The following is a 4,451-nucleotide window of genomic DNA, read 5'->3' as shown; positions in this document are numbered from 1 at the left end:
GATTCTCTCCATCAGCGTCAATCACGGCTTTCAGGCCGCGGATGTGTACGACGTCGGCTCCAAGGTGCTGGTCTATGCCGATGGCGACCCGGCCGCCGCCATGCGGCTGGCGGAGCGCCTGGGGCGCGAGATCCTCTCCTGGGGCCGTGCCGGCGTGCCGCCGCATCCCAAGCCCGACGAGGCGATCGCTGAGGCGCTTGCGATTCCGGGCGGCCCGGTCGTGCTGGCCGATCGCTGGGACAACCCGGGCGGCGGTGTGGCCGGCGACTCCACGGTGCTGGTCGAGGCGCTGCTCGCCCGGCCGGAGATCCCCGCGGCCTTGGGCGCGCTCTGGGACCCGGTCGCGGCTTCGTTCTGTCTCGCCGCCGGCGCCGGTGCGACGCTGCCGCTCCGCTTCGGCGGCAAGGCCACGCCCTCCTCAGGCCGGCCGGTCGACGCCACGGTCACCGTCCGCGCGATCACCGAGGATCTGCGCATCCCGTTCGAGCAGAGCGTCGTCTCGCTCGGACCGTCGGCGGCGGTGTCGATCGGCGCGCTCGACGTGGTGCTCTCCAGCACGCGCGCGCAGACCTTCGCCCCGGCCGTGTTCACCGATCTCGGGATCGATCTCGCCGCCCGGAAGATCGTGGTGGTCAAGTCCTCGAACCACTTCCACGCGGCGTTCGCGCCGATCGCGACGGGGGTGATCTACGTGGATTGCGGCGGACCCTATCCGCCGGACGCGTCACGCATCCCCTACGCCAAGGTGCGGCGGCCGATCTGGCCGCTTGACCCGCACCCCTTCGCGGCCGTGGGTCAGGCCCGCCGCTCGGTCGGCTGACGCTTGGTCAGCACCGTGCCGAGGATCGCGCCGACCATGGCGGCCGCGAAGAAGCCGGCCGGCACGCTGGCCGTGGTTGCGGCGTAGACGAGGCCGGCGCCGAACACGAGCGGCACGAGCGCGAGGGCGGCGATCATCGCCGGAATGCCGGCCAGCGCCGCGAGCACCACGCCGAGCGAGGTGACGAAGGGAGCAAGCAGGATCATGAGCCAGACCGACATGGCACCGAACTCCTGAGACCGGGCGGGATGCCCGCGCGAGGTATTCGTTCCGTCACCGCCCCCCGGTTAACCCGGAGAGGCGGCAAATCATTCCCCGTCTCCGGTTAACGCAATACCAAAGCCGACGTAGGTTGTTCCCGCAGTGACGGAGGACACACGATGGTCACGACGATCGTCTCGCCTCGGATGATGCGGATCGGCGGCGGCGCGGTCGCCCAGGCGGCGGAGCTGCTCGCCACGCTGGGGCTGAAGCGCCCCATGGTGGTCACCGACCCGTTCATGGTCGCCTCGGGCCTGGTCCGGAAGCTGCTGGACCCGCTGGCCGAGGCCGGCATCACCCCACCGGTGTTCGGCGACACCGTGCCCGACCCGACCGACACGGTGATCGAGGCCGGGGTCGCGGCGCTCAACGCGGCGGGCGAGATTGACTGCCTGATCGGCTTCGGCGGCGGCAGCCCGATCGACACCGCGAAGGCGATCGCCATCCTCGCCGCGGGCGGGGGAAAGATACGGGACTGGAAGGTGCCGCGCGCGGCCGACCTTGCCGCGCTGCCGATCCTCGCCGTACCCACCACCGCCGGAACCGGCAGCGAGGTGACCCGATTCACTGTCATCACGGACACCGAACGTAACGAGAAGATGCTGATCGCCGGGCTTGCCGCCCTGCCGCTCGCGACCCTGGTGGACTACGAATTGACCTACTCCGTGCCCGCGCGCACCACCGCCGACACGGGGATCGACAGCCTCACCCATGCGCTCGAGGCCTATGTGTCGAAGCGCGCCAACCCCTACGCCGACACCATGGCGCGGCGGGCGATGGCGCTGATCGCGCGCAACCTGCGCACGGCCTACGCGGAGCCCGGCAACGCGACCGCGCGCGAGGCAATGATGCTGGGCGCGACGCTCGCGGGACTTGCCTTCTCGAACAGCTCGGTCGCCCTGGTGCACGGCATGAGCCGGCCGCTCGGCGCGCATTTCCACGTCGCGCACGGGCTCTCCAACGCCATGCTGCTGCCGGCGATCACCGCGTTCTCGCTGCCGGCCGCGCTGCCGCGCTACGCCGAGGCCGCGCGCGCGATGGGGATCGCGCACGAGGAGGAGGGCGATCAGGCGGCGGCGGCGCGGCTGGTGGAGGAGTTGCGCGCGCTCAACCGTGATCTGGTCGTGCCGACCCCGCGCAGCTACGGGCTCGACGAGGCGAAGTGGCGCGCACTCATTCCCACCATGGCCGAGCAGGCGCTGGCCTCGGGCAGCCCGGCGAACAATCCGCGCGTGCCGAGCAAGGAGGAGATCATGGCGCTCTACGAGGAGGTCTGGGCGCGCTGATCAGCGCACGGCGGCGCCGTACACCTCACGCGGCAGCCAGAGCGCGATCTCGGGGAACTCGAACACCAGGAACACGACCAGCAACTGGATCGCGACGAACGGCAGCACGCCAAGGTAGATGTCGCGCGTCTCGATCGCCTTCGGCGCCACGCCCTTCACGTAGAACAGCGAAAAGCCGACGGGCGGGGTGAGGAAGCTCGTCTGCAGCATCACCGCGAACACCACGACGAACCACACGGGATCGTAGCCGAGCGCCTTCACAACCGGGGCGACGAGCGGCAGGAAGATCAGGCTGATCTCCAGCCAGTCGAGAAAGAACCCGGCGACGAAGGCGATCGCCAGGATCACGATGATGATCCCGTCGGGGCCGAACGGGAGGCTCTTCAGGATGTGGGCGATGAACTCGTCGCCGCCGAGGGAGCGCATCACCAGCGCGAAGGCGGAGGCGCCGAGGAAGATCGCCATGATGAAGGCGGTGGTCGAGGTGGTGCCGTAGCAGACGTCCTTGATGGTGCGCCAATCCAGCCGCCGGTTGATCAGCGCGAGCAGTATCGCGCCGAACGCGCCGACCGCGGAGGCCTCGGTCGCGGTGGCGATGCCGAAGAAGATCGAGCCCAGCACGGCAAGGATCAGCAGGGCGGGTGCGGCCATCGCGCCCAGCGCCTCGAGCACCAGCCCGAACGTCACCTTCGGCGCGTCGGGCGGGTGCGGCGCGACGCCGCGACTGACATTGGAGATCACCACCACGTAGACGATGTAGAGCGCGCCGAGCAGCAGGCCGGGGATCATCGCGCCCATGAACAGGTCGCCCACCGACATCGCGAGCTGGTCGGCCATGATCACCAGCATGATCGATGGCGGGATCAGGATGCCGAGCGTGCCCGAAGCGGCGACCACGCCGGTCGCAAGCCGGCGCGAGTAGCCGTAGGCCATCATCAGCGGCAGCGAGAGCGTGGCCAGCAGCACCACCGAGGCGCCGACGATGCCGGTCGAGGCGGCGAGCAGGATGCCGATCGCGCAGACGGAGATCGCGAGCCCGCCCTGGAGGCTGCCGAACAGCCGCGTGAACGCCTGCATCAGCTTCTCGGCCACGCCCGACTTGTCGAGCATGATGCCCATGAAGATGAAGTTGGGCAGCGCGACCAGCACCGAGTTCTGCATCTGCGACCATATCCGGTCGACGATCACGCTGAACCGGATCCAGCGGTCCAGCATGAACGTGTCCCAGTCGAGCGTGTCCGCGCCCCAGAGCGCGATCACGACGAACCAGAACGACACGCCGGCGAGAACCCAGGCGATCGGGTAGCCGGTGAAGATCAGCAGGATGAAGCTCGCCAGCAGCGCGATGACGATCAGCTCGTAGGTCTCGAGCATGCTCTGTGTCCTGACCCGATCGCTCAGCCGGTCCGGTGACGGAACAGGTAGTTGAGGATGCGCATGGTCCGCGCCAGCGCGGCGGCGAGGATCAGCACGAAGCCGACGATGATGAACGACTTGATGATCCAGCGCCCGCCGAGCCCGCCGGGCGAGGGCGAGACCTCGTTGAGCGTGTACGAACGCTCGACGAAGGGGATCGCGTGCATCAGCACGAACACCGCGAAGGGGGCGAGGAACAGCGCCATGCCGGCGAGCTCCACCCAGGCCTTGGTGCGCAGCGACCAGTGCTCGGCGAGCACGTCGATGCGCACATGCGCGCCAACCGTCATCGCGTAGGACAGGGCCACCAGGAACCCGGCGGCATAGAGGTGCCATTGCAGCTCGGTCAGCGCGGTGCCCGGATTGGGACCGAAGATCGCCGCCATCGCCGCGGTGATCGGCGGCGCATAGCGTTCCGCCACCGCGAGCACGGTGACCAGCACCAGCACCAGCCAGGCGAGCGCGAACACCTTGCCGATGCCGCGCACCGTCCGTTCGATCATATCGGCCGGCGCAAAAGGCGGCAGCCCGGCGAGGTGACCAGTGATCGCCTCGCCGGGCCGGGTCGGGATCTTGACCACGACCCTGCTCGCGTCCCCTTAGAGCCCATCCGGGAAGAAGTTGAGTCGTTTGAATCGGCTGTGATTCGCTGCGTCAGCAGACGATTC

5 protein-coding genes are annotated in these 4,451 nt (G+C 69.0%); 2 read left to right on the top strand and 3 right to left on the bottom strand.

Annotated elements, in window-relative coordinates:
* Positions 1–820, top strand: an 820-nt coding sequence (locus ACTIFU_RS22585) for an MlrC C-terminal domain-containing protein (RefSeq protein ID WP_439580576.1), incomplete at its 5' end; no start/stop codon positions are given.
* Here the strand turns inward: ACTIFU_RS22585 and ACTIFU_RS22580 are convergent.
* A complete protein-coding gene (locus tag ACTIFU_RS22580) occupies positions 796–1,041 on the bottom strand; it encodes a hypothetical protein (RefSeq protein ID WP_439580575.1) in 246 nt (81 codons plus the stop codon). The genes ACTIFU_RS22585 and ACTIFU_RS22580 overlap by 25 nt on opposite strands.
* Before the next feature lie 159 nt (positions 1,042–1,200).
* Between ACTIFU_RS22580 and ACTIFU_RS22575 the strand changes: the two genes are divergently transcribed.
* A complete protein-coding gene (locus tag ACTIFU_RS22575; protein ID WP_439580574.1) occupies positions 1,201–2,367 on the top strand; it encodes an iron-containing alcohol dehydrogenase in 1,167 nt (388 codons plus the stop codon).
* On the opposite strand, the gene ACTIFU_RS22570 is transcribed toward ACTIFU_RS22575, so the two are convergent.
* Both ACTIFU_RS22570 and ACTIFU_RS22565 read right to left on the bottom strand, forming a co-directional pair.
* Positions 2,368–3,741 (bottom strand): TRAP transporter large permease, encoded by a 1,374-nt coding sequence (locus ACTIFU_RS22570; RefSeq protein ID WP_439580573.1) that lies wholly within the window; start codon positions 3,739–3,741, stop codon positions 2,368–2,370. It abuts the gene before it with no gap.
* 23 nt (positions 3,742–3,764) lie between these two features.
* A complete protein-coding gene (locus ACTIFU_RS22565) occupies positions 3,765–4,364 on the bottom strand; it encodes a TRAP transporter small permease subunit (RefSeq protein WP_439580572.1) in 600 nt (199 codons plus the stop codon).
* Between the last annotated feature and the right edge of the window lie 87 nt (positions 4,365–4,451).

Origin of the sequence: Elioraea sp. (genome assembly GCF_051860475.1) — a bacterium.
GTDB lineage: Bacteria > Pseudomonadota > Alphaproteobacteria > Acetobacterales > Acetobacteraceae > Elioraea.
This window is presented reverse-complemented; position numbering and strand designations above follow the sequence as displayed.